Annotated in this window: 18 protein-coding genes; 16 read left to right on the top strand and 2 right to left on the bottom strand. The window is 35.6% G+C overall.

What is annotated here, in order from left to right; translation table 11 throughout:
* Positions 1-89: 89 nt before the first annotated feature.
* From B3C16_RS00950 to ctlX, 7 genes are all read left to right on the top strand, one after another.
* Complete coding sequence (locus tag B3C16_RS00950) at positions 90-2,672, top strand: DUF7619 domain-containing protein (RefSeq protein ID WP_291127723.1); 2,583 nt, start codon at positions 90-92, stop codon at positions 2,670-2,672.
* 184 nt (positions 2,673-2,856) lie between these two features.
* Positions 2,857-4,140 (top strand): citrate synthase, encoded by a 1,284-nt coding sequence (locus B3C16_RS00945; RefSeq protein WP_121312902.1) that lies wholly within the window; start codon positions 2,857-2,859, stop codon positions 4,138-4,140.
* A 417-nt stretch (positions 4,141-4,557) separates the two neighbouring features.
* Complete coding sequence (locus tag B3C16_RS00940) at positions 4,558-6,747, top strand: beta strand repeat-containing protein (protein ID WP_291127717.1); 2,190 nt, start codon at positions 4,558-4,560, stop codon at positions 6,745-6,747.
* A 1-nt stretch (position 6,748) separates the two neighbouring features.
* Positions 6,749-8,716, top strand: coding sequence for a T9SS type A sorting domain-containing protein (locus B3C16_RS00935; RefSeq protein ID WP_291127713.1), 1,968 nt, complete (start codon positions 6,749-6,751; stop codon positions 8,714-8,716).
* 81 nt (positions 8,717-8,797) lie between these two features.
* On the top strand, positions 8,798-9,712 hold the full coding sequence (locus tag B3C16_RS00930) for a dimethylarginine dimethylaminohydrolase family protein (RefSeq protein WP_121312905.1): 915 nt from the start codon (positions 8,798-8,800) through the stop codon (positions 9,710-9,712).
* Between the two features lie 42 nt (positions 9,713-9,754).
* Complete coding sequence (locus B3C16_RS00925; RefSeq protein ID WP_291127710.1) at positions 9,755-10,123, top strand: four helix bundle protein; 369 nt, start codon at positions 9,755-9,757, stop codon at positions 10,121-10,123.
* 80 nt (positions 10,124-10,203) lie between these two features.
* Positions 10,204-11,139, top strand: a complete 936-nt coding sequence (ctlX, locus tag B3C16_RS00920) for a citrulline utilization hydrolase CtlX (RefSeq protein WP_291127707.1) — start codon at positions 10,204-10,206, stop codon at positions 11,137-11,139.
* 78 nt (positions 11,140-11,217) lie between these two features.
* Here ctlX and B3C16_RS00915 read toward each other — a convergent pair whose 3' ends face one another.
* The gene (locus B3C16_RS00915; RefSeq protein ID WP_121312908.1) at positions 11,218-11,853 is read right to left on the bottom strand and encodes a MarC family NAAT transporter; all 636 of its coding nucleotides are present in this window, start codon (positions 11,851-11,853) and stop codon (positions 11,218-11,220) included.
* A gap of 88 nt (positions 11,854-11,941) precedes the next feature.
* Between B3C16_RS00915 and B3C16_RS00910 the strand changes: the two genes are divergently transcribed.
* Positions 11,942-12,307, top strand: coding sequence for a CoA-binding protein (locus B3C16_RS00910; protein WP_121312909.1), 366 nt, complete (start codon positions 11,942-11,944; stop codon positions 12,305-12,307).
* Between the two features lie 109 nt (positions 12,308-12,416).
* On the opposite strand, the gene B3C16_RS00905 is transcribed toward B3C16_RS00910, so the two are convergent.
* Complete coding sequence (locus tag B3C16_RS00905; RefSeq protein ID WP_291127701.1) at positions 12,417-13,913, bottom strand: sodium:solute symporter; 1,497 nt, start codon at positions 13,911-13,913, stop codon at positions 12,417-12,419.
* A 165-nt stretch (positions 13,914-14,078) separates the two neighbouring features.
* Here B3C16_RS00905 and recR point away from each other — a divergent pair, with 165 nt between their 5' ends.
* The 8 genes from recR to B3C16_RS00865 form a co-directional block, all read left to right on the top strand.
* A complete protein-coding gene (recR, locus tag B3C16_RS00900; RefSeq protein ID WP_291127698.1) occupies positions 14,079-14,699 on the top strand; it encodes a recombination mediator RecR in 621 nt (206 codons plus the stop codon).
* Positions 14,700-14,776: 77 nt separating this feature from the next.
* Entirely contained in the window at positions 14,777-15,565 is a 789-nt protein-coding gene (locus B3C16_RS00895) for a polysaccharide biosynthesis/export family protein (RefSeq protein WP_121312912.1), read from the top strand.
* Positions 15,566-15,651: 86 nt separating this feature from the next.
* Positions 15,652-18,048 carry an exopolysaccharide transport family protein gene (locus B3C16_RS00890; protein ID WP_414655246.1) on the top strand — a complete coding sequence of 799 codons (2,397 nt, stop codon included), beginning with the start codon at positions 15,652-15,654 and terminating at the stop codon, positions 18,046-18,048.
* Positions 18,012-19,031, top strand: a complete 1,020-nt coding sequence (locus tag B3C16_RS00885; RefSeq protein WP_291127692.1) for an SDR family oxidoreductase — start codon at positions 18,012-18,014, stop codon at positions 19,029-19,031. Before B3C16_RS00890 ends, B3C16_RS00885 begins: the two co-directional genes overlap by 37 nt.
* A gap of 15 nt (positions 19,032-19,046) precedes the next feature.
* Positions 19,047-20,438, top strand: coding sequence for a UDP-glucose 6-dehydrogenase (locus B3C16_RS00880; protein ID WP_121312915.1), 1,392 nt, complete (start codon positions 19,047-19,049; stop codon positions 20,436-20,438).
* 77 nt (positions 20,439-20,515) lie between these two features.
* A complete protein-coding gene (locus B3C16_RS00875; RefSeq protein WP_199717105.1) occupies positions 20,516-21,793 on the top strand; it encodes a nucleotide sugar dehydrogenase in 1,278 nt (425 codons plus the stop codon).
* A 46-nt stretch (positions 21,794-21,839) separates the two neighbouring features.
* A complete protein-coding gene (rfbB, locus tag B3C16_RS00870; protein ID WP_121312916.1) occupies positions 21,840-22,886 on the top strand; it encodes a dTDP-glucose 4,6-dehydratase in 1,047 nt (348 codons plus the stop codon).
* A 404-nt stretch (positions 22,887-23,290) separates the two neighbouring features.
* Positions 23,291-24,604 (top strand): immunoglobulin domain-containing protein (locus B3C16_RS00865; protein WP_291127682.1); only part of this gene is annotated, 1,314 nt, incomplete at its 3' end.

The raw sequence follows: 24,604 nt of genomic DNA, 5'->3' as shown, positions 1-24,604 counted from the left end.
GTCGTTACTCATTTAAGAAGAATTAGTAAAGCAACATCCGTTAAATTTATATTGGCTAATAAATCAATCAAATACGAATACTCTATATTATGAAAAAACTATACTTTTTATTATTCTTAATTTCAGGATTAACGAATGCTCAGATCATTAATTTTCCTGATGCAAATTTCAAAGCTGCCTTATTGAATGCAAGTCCTTCCAATACAACTGCAACCGGTAGTGCCGGAAATGTAGCAGTTGATACGAATGCTGATGGTGAAATTCAGATGGCTGAAGCTTTGGCGATAACAGGATTACAGTTTCAATCTGAAGGGATTAATGATTTTTCTGGGTTAGAAAATTTCACTAATCTTGCCTACTTTGGTAGTTATAGTAACAGTGTGAGTGATTTCCATTTAAACGGATTGACCAATTTGCAAACGATTAGTATCTCAGGTAGCAATAACGCTACTACTGTTTTTTCGTTTTCAAATCTTCCGGCTTTGACGCATTTCAATTTTTATTATTCCAATATCACTTCGTTGACGTTGACAAATCTGGCAAACGTTACTGTTATTGGTGTTTGGGGCGATTCACAGTTGACTGATTTGAATTTGATTGGATTAACTTCTTTAAACAGATTGACTGCTAATGATTGTGCGATAAGTAATTTGGCTATTACGAATTCACCGGCAATTACCGAAATCAATTTGGCGAATAGTAACCTGACATCCATTTCAATCACCAATTACCCATCATTAAGAGTCTTAATTCTTTCAGGAAATAACATTACCGATACTTCAGGATTTACAAACATAAACGCAATAGAAGAAATCAATTTACAAGGAAACCAAATTTCAAATTTAGTTTTACCAACTTCATTGCCATTGCTGAAATATTTATATGTAGGTTCTAATGGTTTTCCAACAATTAATTTGTCAGGTTATCCAAGTCTTAGAGGTTTGGCTGTTAACAATAATACGATTACATCTTTAGACTTGTCTAATGTTCCTTTGTTGCAACAATTGATTATGTCCGATAATCCAATTGCTACAGCCGATTTTTCAAATCTTCCTAACTTGACTTCTTTTGCCGGTGGTTCGACCTTACTTTCAGAAATGGATTTTTCTAACAGTCCGTCTTTAATAAATATAAGTTATTTTAACAATCCCAATTTGACACACATCAATCTAAAAAGTGGCGTAGTGAATAATATTAACTATAACACAAGTACTTATTACAATCTGCCTAATTTAACCTATATCTGTGTAGACGAAGGTGATAATTTTACTTATAGTTTGATCTCAAGCACGCCTACAGTGCCAATCACCAGCTATTGTGATTTTGTTCCCGGTGGAAATTATAATACCATAACCGGCGTATTGACTTTTGATGCTGATAATAACGGTTGTGATAGCAACGATACTTTTCATCCTTTTATGAAAGTTAAAATCAATGATGGATTAGTAATAGGTTCTTCTTTTACGACTACAACAGGTGACTATACATTCTATACTCAAACAGGAACTTTTACTTGGCTTCCTGATTTTGAAAATCCGAGTTGGTTTACTGCAACACCATCCATAGGCGCTATCAATTTCCCGGATAACAACAATAACACCGCTACTCAAAATTTTTGTATAACTGCTAACGGAGTTCATTCAGATGTAGAAATGGTTATTGAGCCTGTTACACCTGCGCGCCCTGGTTTTGATGCTGTCTATAAATTGGTTTATAAAAATAACGGAAACCAAACGGAAACAGTTTATGTTAATTTCAATTTTGATGCTGCCAAACTTCAGCTGGTTTCTACTTCAACTGTTCCTTATTCCTCTGCTGGAGGAAATTTGGCTTGGCAAATCAACAATTTGTTACCGTTTCAAAGCGGAAGTATACTAGTAACGTTACACGTCAATTCGCCAATGGATACACCGGCTGTAAATATTGATGATATTTTAGCCTTCACTTCATTTATTGATGTGTCAATAGATGAGAATTGGGAGGACAATGCATTTGATTACAACCAAATCGTAGTCGGTGCGTTTGATCCAAACGACATTACTTGTTTAGAAGGCGATGTCGTTTCTCCAACAGAAATAGGGAACTATTTGCATTATATGATTCGATTTGAAAATACAGGAACTTTTCAAGCAGAGAACATAGTAGTGAGAACTGAAATAAATCCTGCAGATTTCGATATCAATACACTGCAATTATTAAACGCTTCTCATGCAGTAGATGCCAGAATAAATGGGAATACAGTCGAGTTTGTTTTCCAAAATATCTTATTAGAATCCGGTGGTCATGGTAATGTATTGCTTAAATTGCAGTCTGCTAATTCTTTGCAGCAAGGTGATATGGTAAACAAGCAAGCCAATATCTATTTTGATTATAATTTTCCTGTGGAAACTAATGAGGCGGAAACGGTTTTCCAAGCCTTGAGTAATCCAGATTATGAGATTGATAACTCATTAAATATTTATCCGAATCCTACTTCGGGATTGGTCAATCTTAATGGCGATTTTAACATCAAATCAACTCAATTGTTTGATGTTCAGGGAAGATTGATTCAAACTAATATAGTAAACAATACCACCACAGTAATTGACCTATCATCACAATCCAATGGAATTTATTTTGTGAAAGTGATTACAGAAAAAGGAATAAAAGTTGATAAATTGATTAAGCAATAAATTTTGGGTTAAATTAATTGTGGTAAAGGCGTACGAAAGTGCGCCTTTTTTTGGTTATATATCAATTTTGCAAAATTTATCAAATAATTAACGAAAACGTTGTTGTAATTCTTTTTTATTTCATTTCGAATTCCCTAATTTTGTTAAATTATTAATTTATCAAGATTTATTTCCATTTTATATCATGTCTAAAACAGCTATATTAGAATTTGATGGTAAGAAGTACGAGTTTCCTGTAATTGTAGGAAGTGAAAACGAAGCCGCCATCGATATTGAAAAACTTCGTGCCTTAACCGGTGCTATAACACTAGATCCGGGCTATAAAAACTCAGGCTCTTGTAAAAGTGATATCACTTTCCTCGATGGTGAAGAAGGAATTCTTCGCTACCGTGGTTATGCTATCGAAGATTTAGCAGAGAAAGCCGATTTCCTTGAGGTTTCTTATTTAGTAATTTTTGGAGAACTGCCTACCAAAGCCCAATTGCAACAGTTTGAAAATGATATTAGAAAATATACATTAGTAAACGAAGAAATGAAAAACATCATTGATGGTTTTCCAAAAACAGCTCATCCAATGGGTGTTTTATCTTCACTTACCAGTGCGTTAACAGCATTTAATCCTAAAGTGGTGGATGTTGAAAACGAAAAAGAAATGTATGAAGCAGTATGCAAAACCATGGGTAAATTCTTGGTGATTGCTACTTGGACCTACAGAAAAATGATGGGTTATCCTTTAAACTATTATGACAATACTATAGGTTATGTGGATAATTTTATGCAGTTAATGTTTAAATTACCAACAGGACCTTACAAAGCAAATCCGGTTGTAATTGATGCTTTGGATAAATTATTTATCCTTCACGCTGACCATGAACAAAACTGTTCTACTTCAACCGTTAGAATCGTTGGATCTTCTCATGCCGGTTTGTTTGCTTCAATCTCTGCGGGTGTTTCAGCACTTTGGGGACCATTACATGGTGGTGCAAACCAAGCAGTATTGGAAATGTTGGAAGCCATTCAAAAAGATGGTGGAGATGCTGATAAATATTTGGCAAAAGCTAAAGACAAAGATGATCCATTCCGTTTAATGGGATTTGGTCATAGAGTTTACAAAAACTTTGATCCAAGAGCCAAAATTATAAAAAAGGCTGCTGATGAAGTTTTAAATACCTTAGGTGTTGATGATCCTATTTTAGATATTGCTAAAAAATTAGAAGCCTCTGCTTTAGTAGATGACTATTTTGTATCCAGAAAATTATATCCGAATGTTGATTTCTACTCCGGAATCATCTATCGTGCTTTAGGTATTCCGACAGAAATGTTTACCGTTATGTTTGCCATCGGAAGACTTCCGGGTTGGATAGCCCAATGGAAGGAGATGCGAATCAATAAAGAGCCAATCGGAAGACCGAGACAAGTTTATACGGGTTATCCGTTAAGAGATTTCCAACCAATGGACAAAAGATAAAATAAAATCAGTGGATTTATTTTAAAAAACTCCTTGCGAAAGCAAGGAGTTTTTTGTTTATAAGAATGAAATGATGCTGTTTTGGGTTTTTCATATCCTTTTTTTTATGCTCGTGCAACGACGGCTAATGACCTAAAAATTAACACAATGTAAAGTTATAACTATAATGTAAGAATAATTAATTAGTATTTTTCAAAAAAGTGTATTTTATCGATTAAATATGTATTTTGAAGATTTTTCAAAAACAATAATATAAATTTGGTTTAATAAAATTAAGCAATAAACTATTTCAATGCACAACCTACAATAAAGCAACGAGATGGTTTTTTTTACAAAATAAGTATTGAAGCCAAACTTAAGTAATCCTGAATTAACGAGTTTTTAAATGATTTTTTAATGCCCCAAATTTTTTTAATTATGAAAAAAAAATACTTTTTATTTACAACGTTAGCTCTTTTAGCCGTAGTTATAAAAACTAGCGCACAGACTGATAATACTTTTTCAGGAATAGGATCAGGTGTAAACAACACTGGCGATTTTAACACCGGTTTTGGTAAAGATGCCCTACTTAACAATACTAGTAATAGTAACAATGCATTTGGAGTTAGAGCATTAAGTATTGCAAGTGCGGGTTTTAATAGTGCTTTTGGAAACGAGTCAATGAGGTACAATACTTTTGGAACTTTAAACAGTGCTTTCGGTACCAGAAGTTTAATGTACAACATTACCGGAGCAAGTAATATTGCTATTGGACATAGAAGTATGGAATCGAATACAACCGGTAGTAACAATACGGCTGTCGGATATGCTTCTTTGTTATTCGCCAATGGAAATAATAATATCGCTTTGGGAGTAAATACTCCAAGACATTTGAGAACTGGTAGTTATAATATTTTTATTGGAGCCGAAACAGCGAAAAATTTAATCAGCGGAAACGGAAATGTTTTTTTAGGGAATGTGATTCTTGAATCAGCACCTACTACAGCTAAATTAGCCGGAAACAATACAGATAAAGCCATTATTATTGCGGATGGAGTCGGAAACCAAAGAATTTTTATCAATCAAAACGGACATACCGGAATTGGTTTAGGAAACAATGTAATTCCGGCTAATAGATTAGATGTAAATGGTGGTGTGGTAATCGGTAAAACGTATGTTCCAAATGCATCAACCACAACAAATAACACCACTTTAGCTCCTGCTAGTGGATTGTTGGTAGAGGGAAAAGTTGGGATAGGAAATAAAACGCCTAACAATAAAGTTGAAATTACACATGGTGTAAGCGGTAATTCAGGTCTTCGATTTACAAATCTTACCAGTCAATTCTTGCCGGCAGCTACTCAAGTATCAGATAAGTTTTTAACGGTTAATGCCAATGGTGATGTCGTGCTCCAAAAAATGGCAGGTTTTGCTAATACTACCAATGTTTTATCATCAAATGCGAATTTGATGACTACGAATGTAAACAATATTCCGGCCTCAGCTCCGATTGTTAACTCAATTTCAAACATGATCAATTCCAATAACCAATTGGTTACTATTGTCAATGGTGTAGCGAGTAATCCGGTTAATTTACCAAATCCTCAAGTAATACAAACACTTTCTCAATCAGAAAATACCATAACTTTATCCAATGGTGGTGGCTCAGTAACCATTCCGATTTTTGAAGATACTAATACTGATGCTCAATCTTTAGCTCTGGCAGGTAATGTGCTTTCAATTTCTAACGGAAATAGCGTGACTTTGCCGGCTCAAACACCGCAAACTATTTCACAAACTGGAAATGTAGTAACACTTTCCAATGGAGGAGGTTCATTTACATTACCAACCTTTACCAATACAGACGCTCAATCTTTAACGTTAAGCGGAAATACATTATCAATCTCTAACGGAAACAGTATTACATTGCCTGCCCAAACTTTTCAAACGGTTTCTCAATCAGGAAATACAGTAACGCTTTCTAATGGTGGAGGCTCATTTACATTGCCAACAACCAGCGTAACTGCAGGTAATAATGTAACAGTTACCGGAAATGGTACAACAGCGACACCTTATGTAGTAAGTTCAGCTGATACCAGTCTTTATGCTAATAATGGTGTTATCAATCAAGCTACAACCACAAGCGGTAACAGAGTTGTTGATATGAATAATAGTAATATTTGGTTCAATACTGCCAGTAGTACTTCGAATGGCAAAATTTATTTGGGTTCAACTTCCGTTTATCCAAGTACAACCGGAAACTATAAATTGTTTGTTGAAGGTGGAATTCTAACCGAAAAAGTAAAAGTAGCTTTAAGAAGTTCAGCCAATTGGGCAGATTATGTTTTTGCTAGCGATTACAAATTAATGCCGTTAACAGAAGTAGAAAAATTTGTTAAAACTAACAAACATTTGCCGGGAATTGATTCGGCGGAAGTATTAGCAAAAAATGGTCTTGATGTAGCAGAAATGCAATCTAAACAAATGGAGAAAATAGAAGAACTAACCCTTTACATTATTGACCAAGACAAAAAAATTGAAGCTCAAAGCAAAGCTATAGAAAAAAACAACAAAGAAATTGAAGCGTTGAAAGCTCAAATGCAAGCTATAATTGCCAAAACTAAATAATATGCACAAGATATTTAAAATAGTTTTACTCAGCTGTGTTGTGCTCAATTCAGCTACAGTCTCGGCTCAGCTCGATCAATATCTGGCTGAAGAAGACAGCAGGATTTCTTTGTCACAAAAAACGGAGATCGAAATCCAACGGTTTGTAAATGATAATTTTAAAAACTACAAATTATCAAAAGAAGTTACTGATGATGTGATAAAGCATTTGCGAGAAGAAGAGGAATTCACAGAAGAAGAATTTCAAAAAGCCTTAATTAATACTAAGATTTACGAGCTTAGAAAATTATTCTTTTTTGAAAATCCGGATAAAAAATCCGGTTATATTGCCAAACCACCACCGCCAACGGTAATGCAAACTTGTACCAATGGTGATTTTGAAACCAATACTGCTGGTTATACTTTTTGGTCTGATGCTTATCCACAGCCGGCAACCGGTACAGGATTTTTTCAGTCTTGTTCAATGTCAACAGCGGCAACAGCAACCAATTTGGTGACACCGAGTACCAACAACTTTGGCTCAACTATAACTTTGATTAGCAGTACCAATGCAGGTTATCAGCAATACGATCCAACTTTGGCAGGTTTAGGAATAAATGTGCCTACGTTAAATACTAATGGAGGAACAAAATCCATTAAGTTAAACAATGCTAATGGTTTTGGTTCTTCCGATGTGACTACCATGTCCAGATACTTTCCGGTCATTAATCAATCGACAATTGACTTTAATTTTTCGCTGATAATGGACAATAAACCGGCGCACGGTCAACCTATACAACCATTTTTTAGAGTAAGAGTTTATGATCAATTCAATAATATAGTAGATGAAATTTGTATCATTGCGAATCCGGACAACTGTCTTTTTAATACTTTAGTGGTAAGTAATAACAGAAGGGTTTTATATACCAACTGGATTTGTGCCCGATTGAATGTTCAAGATATTTTAAACCAACCGGGAACAATCGAGTTTACGGTAAGCGATTGTGAGCCTTCAGCACACTTTGGTACTGTTTATATCGATAATATTTGTGGGTTAACTTGTGCTGTTCCTCAATTAGGCGCTTTAAGTACAGATCCAACTAATATCAATTGTCCTGATATGACCGGTAGTACGCCAATACAAGTTTGTGGTACTTATCAACCACCGGTGAATGCGACAGTAAATACTATCTCATTAAATATTTTACAAAACAACGTGGTGATAGGAAGTATGGCGACGCCAACAACATTAACGTCAAGTACTTATTGTTTTAACGTTAATCCAAGTTTGTTTGGCGCCAGTCCATCAGGCGATTTTGAATTCCAAGTCAATGGTACTTTCAATGTCAATTGTCCGGCGGGAACATTTATTTATGATATCTCAGATAACTCGGCTAATGTTGGTCCAGATGTCACTTTTGACAATTGTTGTCAACCAACATTAACTTTAGTATCACCTGCTGATAACCTCAATAACTTGGCTACTGCCACTACTAAAGAAAAGGAAAGATCAGATTGGATTAAAGCCGCTAATATTGTGTCAGTCGGTGACAACGTTTTAGCCAATGGAGTTGTTTATCATGCCGCAAATTATGTTGAATTAAATCCCGGTTTTGAAGCCGTTTTAGGGTCGCAATTTGCCGCTTATCCCGAAGGTTGTACAGCTGATTTTGAGTATAAAGCACAAAATCAAAATGTTTCAACAACCAAATCAGCGGTTGATGATGGTGTGGTTAATTTAATCAAACTGACCAATGGTTTCGCTATTATTCCGAATCCATCAAGTAATACTATTGACATTGTGATGAAAAATGCCCAATTCAACAAGGTAAATGTTACTTCTATAGATGGTAAAACAGTCTTAGAAAGAAATATAGAAATGACCGATAAAACCCAATTAGACGTTAGTAGATATGCTAATGGAGTTTATATCATCAACATAACTTCAGACGATGGACGAATTCATACCGAGAAGTTAATCAAGAATTAATTTTACTGCGAAATACTTATAAACAAAGCTTCTCCTAATCGGGAAGCTTTTTTATATTTGTCAAAAGCCAAAAGCTAATTTATGTTACAACTCAATGTAAAAAACGAAACGTCAAGATTAAGAGCCGTAGTGCTCGGTTCAGCCGTAAACAATGGTCCAACACCAAGCGCCGATGAAGCGTATGATCCTAAATCATTAGAACACATTCTCGCCGGAACTTATCCTATTGAAGCCGACATGATCAAAGAAATGGAAGCCTTTAATCAAGTGTTCCAAAAATACAATGTGCAGGTTTACCGCCCGGAAATGATTGAAAACTACAATCAAATTTTCACTCGTGACATCGGATTTGTCATTGACGACATTTTTATCAAAGCTAATATCTTACCGGATAGAGAAAGAGAACTCGATGCCATTCAATACGTCATTGACCAAATTAATCCGGCTAAAGTAGTTCGTCCACCCGAAGAAGTGCATATCGAAGGTGGCGACGTAATGCTTTGGAACGATTATATTTTTATTGGCACTTACAAAGGTTCCGATTATAAAGATTATATTACTGCTCGTACCAACATTCAAGGTGTAAATTATATCAAGGAATTATTTCCAAACAAAATAGTCAAAGAGTTTGATTTGGTAAAATCTAAGTTGGAAGCTCGCGATAATGCACTACATTTAGACTGTTGTTTTCAACCGGTTGGTAAAAACAAAGGCATCATTTACAAAAGTGGTTTCCGTCAAGAATCGGATTATGTTTTTTTGGTCAAATTATTTGGCAAAGACAACTTGTTCCATATTACGCGTGACGAAATGTACGACATGAATTCCAATGTGTTTTCCATAGATGACAATGTGGTGGTTTCTGAAAAAAACTTCACCAGATTAAACAATTGGCTTCGCGATAACGGATTTATCGTAGAAGAAATACCATACGCAGAGATTGCCAAACAAGAAGGATTGTTGAGGTGTTCGACTTTGCCGTTGATTAGAGATTAGTTTTCTGTTATCGGTTCTCTGTTGTCTGTTAAAATTCTAATAATGAATAGTTACAAAGATTTAGACATTTACAAGATTGCTTTAGATTTGTTCTATCAAGTTCATCCGGTAACTTTACTTTTGCCAAAGTATGAACTTTATGAATTGGGAAGCCAATTAAGAAGATCATCTGATTCTGTGGTTTCTAATATTATTGAAGGTTACGGGCGAAAAAGATATAAAGCAGATTTTATCAGGTTTTTAGTTTTTAGCCATTCAAGTTGTCTGGAAACAAAAGGTCATTTGGAGAAAATACATAATTTATACGAAGGATTAATTCCTGATAATTTAAAATTTATCAATGATTATGATATACTAGGAGCAAAAATTTTTAACTTTATAAAATACGTCGAAGAAAACTGGAAAACCTGATTTTTTTTACTGAAAACAGAGAACCGATAACAGAGAACCGATAACAGAAAACAGAAAACCGACAACATACAACCAAAAAAATGAAACAAACTACCAATTCCATATTAATGATTCGTCCGGTGGCGTTTCGCATGAATGAACAAACGGCGGTAAACAATTATTACCAAAAAGTACTCGATGGACTATCGCCCGAAACCGTAAACGCCAAAGCACAGGCTGAGTTTGATGCTTTTGTAAACAAGTTGCGAAAAGTAGGCGTGAACGTTGTGGTAGTCGAAGATACTTTGGAACCGAATACGCCCGATAGTATTTTTCCAAACAACTGGATTTCATTTCACGAAAACGGTGATGTGGTTTTATATCCGATGTTTGCCGAAAACCGTCGCGCCGAAAGAAGAGAAGATATCCTCGATATTTTGGAAGATGATGGCTTCGAAATCAACGAAATCATGGATTATACCTTGGCCGAAGAAGACAATGTTTTCCTCGAAGGAACCGGAAGTTTGCTTTTAGACCGTGAAAACGGGAAAGCTTATTGTGCTTTATCTCCAAGAGCCGATGAAGAATTGATGATTGAATTTTGTGAAGATTTCGAATTCACACCGGTCATTTTTGAAGCATTCCAAACCGTTAACGGCGAAAGAAAACTAATCTACCATACCAATGTCATGATGACTTTAGGTGATACCTTTGCCGTCATTTGTGCCGATTGTATCGATGACAAAAAAGAACGCAAAATGGTCTTAGACAGCCTTCGTGGTGATGATAAAGAAGTGATTTTAATTACGGAAGACCAAGTCAACAACTTCGCCGGAAACATGCTTGAAGTAAAAGGTAAAAACGATGAACGATTCTTAGTAATGAGCGAGTCAGCTTATAAAAGTTTGACCAAAAAGCAAATTGCACAACTTGAAGCACATGTCGAAATAATTCACTCGAGTTTAGATACTATCGAAGCTTGCGGCGGCGGAAGTGCGCGCTGTATGATGGCGGAAATTTTCCTGCCTAAAGAATAATTCTTAAAAAAGAAAATCAATTAAAAAGCCCAAAATCGTCTAGATTGTGGGCTTTTTTTATTCGTTATTCTTAATTGATTATATTCCTCTGATGATACTCAAAACCGCACTAATAATGTACTGAATTCCAATAGCAACGGTCAAAAAACCAACTATTCTGGAAATGGCCACAATCCCGGAAGCACCAAGATATTTAGCCAAATAATGAGCGCTTCTCAAAATTAAAAAAATCAATAAAGAGACTATGATAATGGAAATGACAGAGGATAAAATTTCCGGTGTAGAATCGTGGTCTTGGTTAAAAGCAATCAACAGCGAAATCGAACCCGGTCCGGCCAGCATTGGCATCGCCAACGGTGTTAACGCAATTGAATTCCTGTTTTGCAAATCTTCTTCTACTTCTTTGCTGATTCCTTTTCGCTTTTTCGGATTGGCATTCAGCAAACCAAATCCGGAGCTGGCAATCAAAATACCGCCCGCAATTCTAAGTGCCGAAATCGTTATCCCAAAAAAGCTCAAAACATATTCGCCAATAAAAAAGGAGATTAATAAAATGATACAAACATTTACGGCGGTTAAAAGCGATACCCGAAAGCGTTCGGTTTTATTGTAATCTTGCGTTAAACCAACAAAGAAAGGGATGGCACCAATGGGGTTCAAAACCGAAAACAAAGCACCCAACAGCACAAAAAAAGTATTCAAAAAGATTTCCATTTTTTCTAATAATTCGAATCGGCAACAAAGATAGGTAAAGAATAAAAGTAAGCGTTAAATTAAAAACATTATTCGTTAAATTTGCGCTATGAAAAACAAGAAAACACTAGTGCTCGGCGCTACGACAAAACCCGAACGATATGCCTTCAAAGCCATCACTATGTTAGTTGAAAAAGGACATTCGGTGTTGGCAATCGGTCAAAATCAAGGAGAAGTAGCCGGAGTTGCCATCAGAACTAAAAATATTCCGTTAAAGAATATTGACACGGTGACTTTATATTTAAATCCGGTGCGCCAACGTGATTATTACAACTATATTATTGAAACCAAACCCAAACGCGTTATCTTCAATCCGGGAACCGAAAATCCTGAGTTTTACCAATTGTTGCAAGGCAATGGCATTAAGGTTGAGGTTGCTTGTACGTTGGTTTTGTTAGCTACAAATCAGTACTAGGAGCGAATGGTTCGGGTTTTATTTGGAATGGTATTTCCCGTTTTTCGTTACAATATCCCGATAAATCGAGATGATTTCCACTACAACCGGGGCTAAAAGGGAAGCCTTTTTAATATCGGGTGTTTTCCGTCGCCGGTTTGCTAATCAAAAGCAATCCGATAAAAGTGATTAAACCATTCACTATAATCAACTCGTTATCTATAGTGTAATTTCCCAATAAGTCCGCAGAATATTTGCTGATAAAAAAGCAAATCGCCGGCGAAATCACACAAACCAAGGGTACGAATTTGTCATGAACCGTTTTTGATTTCACAAATAACCCAAAAGCATACAGCCCTAAAAGAGGTCCGTAGGTGTAAGACGCAATCTTGAAAATCATTTTTACTACCGAAGCGTCGTTTACCGCATTGAATAAGATAATCACCAAAAACATCAGAAATGAAAATCCAATATGAACCCAATGACGCGTTCTAACAATGTTGGGTTTGTTTTGGTTTTCAGCTTTATCCATGCCTAAAAAATCTACGCAAAATGAAGTTGTTAAGGCTGTCAAAGCACTATCGGTTGTGGCAAAAGTCGCTGCAGTCAATCCCAATAAAAATACTACTGCCGGAATTACGCCCAGATGATTTAAGGCAATTTCAGGGAATAAAAAGTCGGTTCGTGCTACGCCATCAACCATCGGAACTGCGATACCGTTTTTTTCTGCATACATATAAAGGAGTGCACCAACACTCAAAAAGAAAATATTAATCAGCACAAATATTCCGGTGAAAGTGAACATGTTTTTTTGTGCTTCGCCTATGTTTTTACAACTTAAATTCTTTTGCATCAAATCCTGATCAAGACCAACCATGGCAATGGTTACAAATATGCCGCCAAGCACTTGTTTCCAAAAATAATTACCTTTCAAATAATCTTCGAAGAAGAAAATTTTAGAATAGTTACTTTCTTTAACCGTTTCAAAAGCTTGAAAAAAGGATAAATCCAAACTATTGCAAATGAAAATAATGGTCAGAAATACTGATGAAACTAAGAAGAAAGTTTGCAAAGTATCAGTAATAATAATCGTTTTCAAACCGCCACGATACGTGTACGCGAAAATCAATCCGAGTGAAATTAAAACCGTTAAAGCAAAAGGAATATTGAAAGCATCAAACACATAGCGTTGCAATACAATCACCACCAAATACAATCGGAAAGCCGAGCCAATCGTTCGGCTGATTAAGAAAATAGAAGCCGCGGTTTTATAACTTATTGTGCCCAATCGTTGTTCAATATAACTATAAATCGAAGTTAGATTCATACGGTAATACAGCGGTAACAATACTTTGGCAATGATTAAAAACCCAATGGCGTTTCCCAAAACAAATTGGAAATATTTAAACTGCAAATCGGGATTGCCCACTTCGCCCGGAACCGAAATAAAAGTCACACCCGAAAGCGCAGTGCCAATCATTCCAAAGGCCACCAAATACCATTTCGAGTTTTTATTGGCTTTAAAAAAAGTGTCATTATCACTTCCTTTTTTGCTTACAATATTGGAAATCAAAATCAGTAACCCGAAGTAAATGACGATGATAATTAAGATGGTCGTTGGTGACATAAGTTGGATTTTATAGTAAGCCAAAATACTAAAAAATGTCAATGAGTTGATTTGGTTATTGGGTTATTTGTAAAGAATAAATGTTGATAACAATTATCTGACGAACAATCTAAAATTCTAATAATCTATCTCGAACGTTCAGGACTATTTTGTTACTTTTGCCCCATGGAATTTTCATCAAAACTTTTAGAAAAAGCAGTCAACGAAATAGCGCAATTACCAGGAATAGGAAAGCGAACGGCCTTGCGATTGGTGTTGCATTTACTGAAACAGCCTGTAGAACAAACCCGGTTTTTGTCTCAAGCGTTAACAACCATGCGTGAGGAAATTAAGTTTTGTAAAACTTGTCACAATATTTCAGATGTAGAAGTATGTGAAATTTGTAATAATCCAGCAAGAAATCACAAAATTATCTGTGTGGTGGAAGATGTACGCGATGTAATGGCAATTGAAAACACCAATCAATTCAAAGGGATTTACCATGTTTTGGGTGGCAAGATTTCGCCTATTGATGGCATTGGTCCAAGTCAGTTGAACATTAATTCATTAGTGGAAAAAGTAAAATTGGGACAAACGGAAGAATTGATCTTTGCCTTAAGTTCAACGATGGAAGGTGATACAACTAATTTTTATATATTCAAACAAATCAAAGATTTAGAGATAAAGACATCTACCATCGCCAGAGGAATTGCGGTAGGAGATGAATTGGAATATGCTGATGAGGTGACTTTAGGAAGAAGTATTTTGAATAGGGTTCCTTTTGAAAATTCTTTGAAAAATTTATAAAAAAATAATAGCATACTACATTTTTGTATTTAGATTTGAAAAATCTATCTTTGTTTGCTAATTTTTTCTAAAAACTAATGAATAAACCCAATATATATTTATTTTTTCTCTTTAGTATTTTATTGACCTCTTGCGTTCCTACCAAGGATTTGATTTATCTTCAAAATAAAAACGATGGTACAAATGCGGCGGTAACTCCTTCAAATCAAAAACCTTATCGTTTGCAAACCAATGATTTGGTAAATATTGCTATCAGAGCCGTAGATCCTAAATTGGTTGAAATATTTAATCCTACCGGAGGACAAACTGTTGGCTCTGTCGGAGAACAAAGTAACTATTTGAATGGTTATTCTGTTGATGATCATGGAAACATAAGATTGCCTGTTTTAGGTGAACTAAACGTTTTAGGTTATACCACTGAGGAAGTTAGACTTAAGATTGAGAAGTTGCTTTTCGAAAAGTTTTTTAAAAATGAAGCCGGAATTTTTGTAATAGTGAAACTATCCGGATTCAGGTATACCATAAATGGAGAAGTGGGCAGTATGGGTACTAAAACTTTATACCAAGATAAAGTTAACATCATGGAAGCCATTGCAAATGCTGGAGATATATCCATAACAGGAGATAGAAAAGATGTAAAAGTAATAAGAAGCTTTCCTCAGGGTAGTGAAACTTTCAGCATAGATTTGACCGATAGTAAAGCGGTAAATTCACCTGTATTTTTTCTTCAACCCAATGATTACATCTATGTAAAACCTCTGAAACAAAAAACATGGGGAACAGGAAAAACAGGAATCGAATCCTTGACCACTATAGTAACTTTATTGTCTTTAGCAACCACTACTTATTTGCTGCTTAATAATTAACACCTATTTTCATGTTAGACGTAAAAGATTTTACTTTTTTTGATAAACAAAATAGCTTTGATTTTAAGGGTTTTTTAATTAAAACAATGAGCTATTGGAAATGGTTTGTTGTTGGTTTAATTATTGCTTTTTCCATTGCGCACCAAGTAAATGTCAGAAAACAAAAAATTTACGGGATTGATACTACAATAGCTGTTCAAGAAGAGAATAATCCCTTTTTTACTGCCAATACAAGTTTAGTATTTAATTGGGGTGGTACTTCGGATAAAGTACAAATGATTTCTACTACCTTGAAATCAAGATCTCACAACGAACTAGTAGTAGACAGGTTAGGATTTTATATCGATTATTTCAAACAGACGAAATATTTTTTACAAGATGTTTATGGTGAAGTACCATTCGAAGTAGTAATAGATAAAAGTAAAGACCAATTGTATGAACAGTTTGTCAGAGTAAAAATGCTGTCCAACGACACCTATCAAATTACCATTCCGTTTCAAGCAAGTAATGCAGGAGTGATTCGTTACAAAGACAATACTAAATCAGTTGTTCCTGTTCCCAATGCTGAATTTAAAAGAACTTTTAAAATAGGGCAAGAAGTCAATCTGCCTTTCCTACATTGGAAATTAAATTTGTCCAAAGATCCTAGTAAAAACTTTGGGGAAGAGATATTAATTCGTTTCAATTCCTTTGACAATACTGTTTCTTCTTTAAAAGGTGTTCGTGTTGATGTGGATGAAAGAGCCGGTTCTATACTTAGGTTAAGTATGGAAGGAACTAACAAATCCAGAATGGTTGCATACTTAAACGCTACCGTAGACGTTTTAATCAAAAGACAGCTTGAAAGTAAAAACCAATTTGCCGAGAATACGATCAATTTTATTGATGAAACCTTGGTGAAAATGGAAGAACAATTAAAAGATTCGGGTGATGACTTAAAAACTTTCAGTAAATCCAATAATATTCTTGACATTGAAGAAGGCGGAGTCACTTATAAGAGTCAGTTGATAGATTATGACAAGCAGAAAGATGAAGTGGAAAGAAAGATAGCCTATCTCAACTTATTAAAAAATTACCTCAAAAACAGTGTGGATTTTTCAAAATTACCTGCGCCAACAGTTGCCGGTATTGAGGAACCAAATATTACCGGTAATGTTAGTAAGTTAATTGATTTGTCTATCCAAAGATCACAGTTAGCTTATTCCATCAAAGGTGATGTTTATTATGAAAGAATAGACAACGAAATTCAATCGGTTAAAAAAGTGTTGTTGGAAAATGGTAATTCATTGCGAATTGCGTTAGAGTATGATTTAAGGCTTGTCAATCAAAAAATTCAAAAGGTAGAAGGTGAAATCAGTACGCTTCCTGAAAACAAGCAAGAATGGTTAAAGCTCTCTAGAAAATACAATTTAAGCGATAACATTTACAACACCTTTTTGCAAAAAAGGAGTGAAGCTTCTATCGTAAAAGCGGCCAATTTATCAGATATTAAATTCATTGATCCGGCCAAAGATGTTGGTGGTGGTTTATTAGGACCAAAAACCGGTGTCAATTATGTTTTGGCATTTTTTATGGGATTGTTAATTCCATTGGTATTGGTTTTCTTTATTTTCTTTATCAGTAACTCTATTCAGAATATTGAAGATATTTCAAGCTTAACACAATTGCCATTAATCGGAATTGTGGGAGTGAAACATTCTGAAACCAATTTATCTGTTTTTGAAAGACCAAAATCGGCACTTTCGGAGTCCTTTAGAGCCATTCGTTCGTCTTTACAATTTTTATACAAAAAGCAAAGCATAGAAGGAACCAAAACTTTGATGTTGACTTCTTCTGTCAGTGGAGAAGGAAAAACATTCTGTTCTATCAATATAGCGACCGTTTTTGCTTTGAGCGAGAAAAAGACCATCATATTAGGTCTCGATTTAAGAAAACCTAAGATTTTTGATGATTTCAATATTCAAAATGATATCGGAGCGGTGAATTATTTGATTGGTCAAAAAACATTAGACGAAGTTATTCAGCATACACACATTCCTTATCTTGATGTAATCACATCTGGACCAATTCCGCCCAATCCATCGGAGTTAATTCTTGGTGATTCCATGAAGGAAATGATTGCGCGTCTCAAGGAGGATTACGATTATATTATTTTGGATACTCCACCGGTTGGTTTGGTTTCGGATGCTTTAGAGTTGGCTCAGTTTTGTGATGTTACCTTATATATCGTTCGTCAAAATTTTACCAAAAAAGAAATGTTGACACTTTTAAACAACAGAACCAAACGCGGTGAGTTGAACAATGTGAGCATTATTTTTAACGGCTATGAAAATAAAGCCAAATATGGTGTTGGTTATGGCTATGGTTATGGCTACGGCTACAGTTATGGCTATGGTTACGGTAGTGGTTATCATGAAGATGATGAACCAAACGGATTCTTTGCCAAATGGAAATACAGACTACTAAAAAGATTCAAGTCATGATAGATAATGCAAAAGCAATTCTCATAACCGGAGGTGCGGGATTTATAGGTTCAAACCTTTGTGACTATTTTTTAGGCAAAGGCTATTTGGTTACTTGCTTAGATAATTTTGCAACCGGTCACCGACACAACATTGCAGGATTTTTAAACCATGAAAATTTTAAGTTGATAGAAGGTGATATTAGAAATATTGAGACTTGTAATGAAGCAGTGAAAAATATAGATTTTGTTTTACATCAAGCGGCTTTGGGTTCGGTGCCTCGTTCTATCAATGATCCAATTACCAGTAATGAGGTGAATGTTTCCGGGTTTTTAAATATGCTCGTGGCTTCAAGAGATGCCGGTGTGAAAAGATTTGTTTATGCGGCTAGTTCTTCTACTTATGGAGATTCAGAGAGTTTGCCTAAGGTGGAAGACAAGATTGGGAAACCACTTTCTCCTTATGCCATTACGAAGTATGTAAACGAATTGTATGCGGAAATTTTTGGTAAAACGTATGGATTAGAGACCATCGGATTGCGCTATTTTAATGTTTATGGCAGAAGACAAGATCCCAAAGGTGCTTATGCGGCTGTGATTCCGAAATTTGTTATGCAATTCATGGCACAGGAAAGTCCGGTAATTAATGGCGATGGCAATTATTCAAGAGACTTTACTTATATAGATAATGTGATTCAAATGAATGAGTTGGCGATGTTGACTCAAAATCCGGAAGCGGTGAATACGGTTTATAACACAGCTTTTGGAGACAGAACAACTTTGAATGATATGGTTAAATACCTCAAATTATATTTGTCGGAATTTGACCCGAAGATAGCTGATATTGAGGTGGTGTATGGCCCTAACAGAGCAGGTGATATTCCTCATTCTTTAGCCAGTATTGACAAGGCAAAACAATTACTAAAATATAACCCGAAATTCTCTTTTCAAGATGGTTTGAAAGAAGCAGTTGCGTGGTATTGGAAGCATTTAAAAAAAGATTAAAAATTACTATTGATAATGAAAATAACTAATATTTGTTGTATCGGAGCAGGTTATGTTGGAGGACCAACCATGGCTGTTATAGCCGAAAAATGTCCACACATTAAAGTGACTGTAGTCGATTTAAATGAAGCCAGAATTGCGGCTTGGAATGATGAAGATGTAAATAATATTCCTATTTACGAGCCTGGATTGAACGAAATTGTAGCCAATACCAGAAATAAAAATTTATTCTTTTCTACCGAGGTTGATAAAGCCATTGATGAAGCTGAATTGATTTTTATATCGGTAAATACACCAACCAAAACCTATGGTACAGGAAAGGGAATGGCAGCCGATTTAAAACATATAGAATTGTGTGCTCGTCAAATTGCTAAAGTGGCTAAAAACGATAAAATTATTGTTGAAAAATCTACTTTACCGGTAAGGACCGCAGAAGCTTTAAAAAGCATTCTAGACAATACCGGAAATGGTGTTCAGTTCCAAATTCTTTCTAATCCCGAATTTCTTGCTGAAGGAACTGCTGTCCAAGATTTATTAAATCCTGACAGGGTTTTAATTGGTGGTGAAACTACGCCGGAAGGACAAGAAGCAATCGAATCTTTGGTAGCTGTTTATGCGAATTGGGTTCCTAAAGAACGCATTTTGAAAACCAATGTTTGGTCATCGGAATTGTCGAAATTAACGGCTAATGCTTTTTTAGCCCAAAGAGTTTCTTCGATTAATGCGATGTCGGAATTGTGTGAAAAAACAGAGGCTAACGTGAATGAAGTAGCCAAAGCTATCGGAATGGATAGTAGAATTGGTTCTAAATTCTTAAAGGCTTCCGTTGGTTTTGGCGGTTCTTGTTTTCAAAAAGACATTTTGAATTTGGTTTATATTTCTAAAGCTTTCGGATTAAACGAAGTGGCTGATTATTGGGAGCAAGTCATTATCATGAATGACCATCAAAAGAGACGTTTTTCCAGAAATATAGTGCAAACTTTGTACAATACCGTATCGGGAAAAAAGATTGCTTTCTTGGGTTGGGCGTTCAAAAAAGACACCAATGATACCAGAGAATCTGCTGCGATTTATGTTGCTGATGATTTGATTAATGAGCAAGCTAATATTGCGCTTTATGATCCTAAAGTTGGTCACCAACAAGTGTTGTCTGATTTAGATTATTTGAATACCAGAAAACCTGCTGATAATGAAAAACACATTGTGACTTTCGACAATCCATATACCGCTTGCGAAAACTCACATGCTGTAGCGATATTGACGGAATGGGATGAGTTTAAAGATTACGATTGGGAAAAAATATATGACAGCATGTTGAAGCCTGCCTTTATATTTGACGGTAGAAATCTATTAGATGCTGATAAGTTGAGAGCAATTGGATTTGTTTACCAATCTATTGGCAGTTAATTGTCAGTTAATTGTCAGTTGTTGGTTTTGTAGAATAAAAAATAGGAGACAGAGGATATCAAAAAAAATATATAATAATGAATATTAAAATTGCTGTTATAGGGTTAGGATATGTGGGTTTGCCATTAGCAAGATTGTTTGCTACAAAGTATCCGGTTGTTGGTTTTGATATTAATCAAAATAGAATTCAGGAATTGAACTCCGGGGTTGATTCCACTTTGGAAATAGATAAGGAAACTTTAAATGCAGTTCTTGTTACCTCAAGTAATGATGCTAACGGCCTTTTTTGCAGCAATAACATTGCCGATATCAAAGATTGCAATTATTATATAGTAACGGTTCCTACGCCGGTTGACAAAAACAATCGTCCCGATTTAACGCCGCTTTATAAGTCGAGTGAAACTGTTGGGAAAGTATTGAAAAAAGGGGATATCGTCATCTATGAATCAACGGTTTATCCGGGAGTTACTGAGGAAGAGTGTATTCCTGTTTTGGAAAGAGTGAGTGGCTTGAAATTCAATATTGATTTCTTCGCAGGCTATTCTCCGGAAAGAATTAATCCGGGTGATAAAGAACATACGGTAGAGAAAATCCTAAAAGTAACTTCGGGTTCTACACCGGAAATCGGTCAGAAAGTAAATGATTTATACAAGTCGGTTATTATTGCCGGAACGCATTTAGCACCTTCTATAAAAGTGGCTGAAGCCGCCAAAGTGATTGAGAATTCGCAACGTGATATTAATATTGCTTTTGTAAATGAGTTGGCTAAAATTTTTAATTTATTGGAAATTGATACCCATGCCGTTTTAGAAGCTGCCGGAACTAAGTGGAACTTTTTGCCGTTCAAACCGGGATTGGTTGGTGGACATTGTATTGGAGTTGATCCTTATTATTTGGCACAAAAAGCACAAGAAAAAGGCTATCATCCCGAAATTATTTTGGCCGGAAGACGATTGAATGATAGTATGGGCGAATATGTAGCTTCTCAAGTAGTTAAGCTAATGATTAAAAAAGGCGTTGCTATAAATGGGGCCAAATTGTTGATGTTAGGCATTACTTTTAAAGAAAATTGTCCCGATGTACGCAATACGAAGATAGTTGATGTGGTGCATGCTCTGGAAGATTATGGTATCGCTGTTACTATTTTTGATCCTTGGGCCAAACCTTCTGAAGTGAAGCATGAGTACCAATTGGTAACGACAAATGATTTGCCTGCCGATACTTTTGATGCTATTGTTTTGGGTGTAGCGCATCAAGAATTTGTAACGATTGATTTGTCTAAATTGAAAAAAGCCAATGGTGTTTTGTTTGATGTCAAAGGTGTTTTGAATGAAAAGGCAGATGGGAGATTGTAAAGAATTACGAATTATAAATTACGAATTACGAATTACGATTTAAAAAATGAAAAAGATTTTAATAACGGGTGGCGCAGGGTTTATTGGTTCTCATGTAGTTCGTCGTTTTGTGACTAAGTATCCGGCGTATCAAATATTTAATTTGGATGCCTTGACTTATGCCGGAAATTTAGAAAATATTGCAGATATCGAGCAAACACCTAATTACACTTTTATTAAAGGAGATATAGTTGATGCAGATTTTATCAATGATTTGTTTCAAAAACACCAGTTTGATGGCGTAATTCATTTGGCTGCAGAATCCCATGTAGATCGCTCTATAACTGATCCTTTAGCGTTTGTTAAAACCAATGTTTTTGGCACGATGAATTTATTGAATGCCGCAAAAACCATTTGGGCAGCTAAGTTTGAAGACAAAAGGTTTTACCATGTCAGTACCGATGAGGTTTATGGCAGTTTGGGTGCAACGGGTTTGTTTACAGAGACTACGCCTTATGACCCGAATTCTCCTTACTCGGCTTCTAAAGCAAGTTCAGATCATTTTGTTCGTGCGTATGGAGAAACTTATGGTTTGCCTTATGTCATTACGAATTGTTCAAACAACTACGGACCAAATCATTTTCCGGAGAAGTTAATCCCGCTTTTTATCAATAACATTATTAATAACAAGTCTTTGCCTGTTTATGGTGATGGAAATTACACCCGCGATTGGTTGTATGTTATTGATCATGCTATTGCAATTGACTTGGTTTTCCATGAAGGACGCAATCACGAGACCTACAATATTGGTGGTTTTAATGAATGGCGAAATATTGACTTGGTGAAATTACTTTGTCAAAAAATGGATGGTAAATTAGGTAGGGCTTCCGGGACTTCCGAGAAGTTGATTACTTATGTAAAAGACCGACCTGGCCACGATTTGAGGTATGCTATTGATGCTTCTAAAATCAATTCGGAATTGGGTTGGAAGCCTTCAGTTACTTTTGAAGAAGGTTTGGAACAAACTATAGATTGGTTTCTTGCCAATGAAGTTTGGTTGCATAATGTAACTTCGGGCGAATATTCGAAGTATTATGAGAAGCAGTATTCTTAGCGTTCAATCTTAGTTTTTATAAAATGAAGTCTTGTTTTTGCAAGGCTTTTTTGTTTTTAATCAAGAAGATAAACGGTTAATAATTGGTTTCTTTTTAGTTTAAAATGGCAATTGGGTTAGAATGATTTAGTATGGTAGTTTTTTACTCTGAACAGGGTAATTGTTTAGTTGTTAATTTAGGGGCGCATTTTTTTTAGAATGTGTAGTATATTAACTAAAAATCAACAATTTATTAACACGCAAACGTTTTCGTTCGTATGGTTAAATTTAGTTTTGTAATTTGGATTGGTTAATTTTATAGTTTTATTGACCCAAATTCTACTACTTCTTAATTCCTTTTGGCTTGTTTAAGTCATTTGAATGTTATTGTCATTTTTAACTTTTACTAATTTAAAAATTACTTTATGAAAAGAATTTTACCCTTTTTACTGATTTTGATCAGTTCTCCTTTTTTTGGTCAAACTTATCAAACTTGGAGGTCTGAGGCTACTAACAACATTTGGCAAACCAATGATAATTGGTGGAATTTTCCAAATGGAAGTCCTATAGTATTTGGGCAACAAGAATGGGATAATAACCATCAAACTTCTCAGCAATCTACTTCGGATGTTAGCACATGGCGATTCTTATTCAAGGGCGGTGCCAATGCAGCGCATACTTTTTCTGGAAATAAAGTGAGGTTTTTTGATTTTACCACACAGAATCCTTCCATTACAAATACATCTACTGCAACACACGTTATCAACAATAACATTGAAGGTGATGGAGATGTTGCCGATCCTTTGGAAATTTATGTATATGATGGAAATTTGACCTTCAACGGTACTATGAACAACATGGGGTCTTGGATAGACGTTTATGGTAACAGTGGTAGGAGCGTGGCTTTTACTGGAGCGATATCCGGGAATGGTGGATTTACAGTAAAACAAAATGTTACTGTGACTTTGTCTAATGCAACGAACTCTTACACCGGATCTACCACTGTTGAATCAGGGACATTGATTGTGCAAAAAGGAGGTCATTCGGCCAATATAACTACAGGGGCGATTGCTTTTACTTTTGCGTCTACTACACAAGCTGCAGGAACTTACGATTTTTTACCGGGACAACTTGGAGGGAATACCTCGAGAACATTAACCAGTAATTTAGTTGGTAGTAAGTCTGTTAGTTTTAATTATGCTACAGGTGATGTAACAATTTGTGATTTATCGACTGCGCCAACTGGAATCTTAGGAAATACTTCTATTTGTGCGGGCTCAAGTACTTCACTTACCGTAAACGGAGGGACAAAAGGAACCGGTGCGGTGACGCAATGGTATACAGGTTCTTGTGGTGGTACCTTAGTTGGAACAGGAGATACTTTAAACACTACAAGTTTGCTAGCTGATACCATTTACTATGTTAGATATTCGGGTAACTGTAACACTACGACTTGTGCTCAAGTAACTGTAACAGTAACACCACTAGCAACCCCAACAGTTTCCTTAAGCAGCAGTGATGGCGATAATACATTTGCTTATGGTACAAGCGTTACTTTCACGGCCAATGCCGGAAATTTAGGTGGCGGCACTGCCAGTTATGATTTTAAGGTAAATGGCGTATCGGTTCAAAATGGTGCTTCTAATACTTATACTGTTAGTACAGCCAATGAGAATAACTTGGCCAATGGTAATCAGGTTAGTGTTAGTATCACGGTAACAGGAGGCACTTGTTTATCG

The organism is Flavobacterium sp. UBA7682, assembly GCF_002482945.1.
GTDB lineage: Bacteria > Bacteroidota > Bacteroidia > Flavobacteriales > Flavobacteriaceae > Flavobacterium.
Note: the sequence above shows the minus strand (reverse complement) of the source record. Positions and strands in the feature narration are given on the sequence as shown.

Coding starts and splice junctions, on each gene's coding strand:
- B3C16_RS00905 (WP_291127701.1), bottom strand. CDS start 13,913: ATGTCACCAACGACCATCTTAATTATCATCGTCATTTACTTCGGGTTA.
- recR (WP_291127698.1), top strand. CDS start 14,079: ATGGAATTTTCATCAAAACTTTTAGAAAAAGCAGTCAACGAAATAGCG.
- B3C16_RS00910 (WP_121312909.1), top strand. CDS start 11,942: ATGAAAAACAAGAAAACACTAGTGCTCGGCGCTACGACAAAACCCGAA.
- rfbB (WP_121312916.1), top strand. CDS start 21,840: ATGAAAAAGATTTTAATAACGGGTGGCGCAGGGTTTATTGGTTCTCAT.
- B3C16_RS00925 (WP_291127710.1), top strand. CDS start 9,755: ATGAATAGTTACAAAGATTTAGACATTTACAAGATTGCTTTAGATTTG.
- B3C16_RS00890 (WP_414655246.1), top strand. CDS start 15,652: ATGAGCTATTGGAAATGGTTTGTTGTTGGTTTAATTATTGCTTTTTCC.
- B3C16_RS00895 (WP_121312912.1), top strand. CDS start 14,777: ATGAATAAACCCAATATATATTTATTTTTTCTCTTTAGTATTTTATTG.
- B3C16_RS00930 (WP_121312905.1), top strand. CDS start 8,798: ATGTTACAACTCAATGTAAAAAACGAAACGTCAAGATTAAGAGCCGTA.
- B3C16_RS00940 (WP_291127717.1), top strand. CDS start 4,558: ATGAAAAAAAAATACTTTTTATTTACAACGTTAGCTCTTTTAGCCGTA.
- B3C16_RS00875 (WP_199717105.1), top strand. CDS start 20,516: ATGAATATTAAAATTGCTGTTATAGGGTTAGGATATGTGGGTTTGCCA.
- B3C16_RS00945 (WP_121312902.1), top strand. CDS start 2,857: ATGTCTAAAACAGCTATATTAGAATTTGATGGTAAGAAGTACGAGTTT.
- B3C16_RS00935 (WP_291127713.1), top strand. CDS start 6,749: ATGCACAAGATATTTAAAATAGTTTTACTCAGCTGTGTTGTGCTCAAT.
- B3C16_RS00885 (WP_291127692.1), top strand. CDS start 18,012: ATGGAAATACAGACTACTAAAAAGATTCAAGTCATGATAGATAATGCA.
- B3C16_RS00880 (WP_121312915.1), top strand. CDS start 19,047: ATGAAAATAACTAATATTTGTTGTATCGGAGCAGGTTATGTTGGAGGA.
- B3C16_RS00950 (WP_291127723.1), top strand. CDS start 90: ATGAAAAAACTATACTTTTTATTATTCTTAATTTCAGGATTAACGAAT.
- ctlX (WP_291127707.1), top strand. CDS start 10,204: ATGAAACAAACTACCAATTCCATATTAATGATTCGTCCGGTGGCGTTT.
- B3C16_RS00915 (WP_121312908.1), bottom strand. CDS start 11,853: ATGGAAATCTTTTTGAATACTTTTTTTGTGCTGTTGGGTGCTTTGTTT.